This window comes from Streptomyces milbemycinicus, from assembly GCF_002154605.1.
GTDB lineage: Bacteria > Actinomycetota > Actinomycetes > Streptomycetales > Streptomycetaceae > Streptomyces > Streptomyces milbemycinicus.
In genome coordinates, this window is the sequence record NZ_MUNE01000290.1 from 33,531 (window position 1) to 33,994 (window position 464).

A 464-nucleotide genomic window follows, 5' to 3' on the forward strand; every position below is an offset into this window, starting at 1 on the left:
TTCACCAGCGCGGCGGGCTCAAAGGGTTTCGCGAGGAACGCATCCACCCCCGCGGCCCTGCCGCTATCCACTTCGTACTGCGTACACGCGCTGATGATCGCGACGGGCACATGACACGTACGCGCATCGGCACGTAACCGGGACGCCGTATGCAGCCCATCCAGTCTGGGCATCACGACATCGAGAGTGATCACATCGGGCCGCACCTGGTGAACAATCTCCAGGCACTCGGCACCATCGGCCGCGGTCACGACCTCGAAGCCCTCAAGCTCGAGGTTGACCCTGATCAGCTGCCGGATGACCTTGTTGTCGTCGACGACAAGGACCCGGCCGGACAAGCCAGGCACATCTCGAAGGGTAGGCGCGCACCCAGCGCTGCGTCCGGGTTTTGCCCACTTCCGCCACGTGCGGGGGACCTTTCCTCAAGACCCCACCACCACGCCCCCGAATGCGGTATACCCCCC

Annotated in this window: 1 pseudogene (only partly in view); it reads right to left on the minus strand. The window is 64.7% G+C overall.

The annotated features are described in order from the left end of the window. Nucleotides 1-347: pseudogene (locus CCN51_RS60080) on the minus strand (response regulator); it reaches 385 nt to the left of the window's first position. Between the last annotated feature and the right edge of the window lie 117 nt (nt 348-464).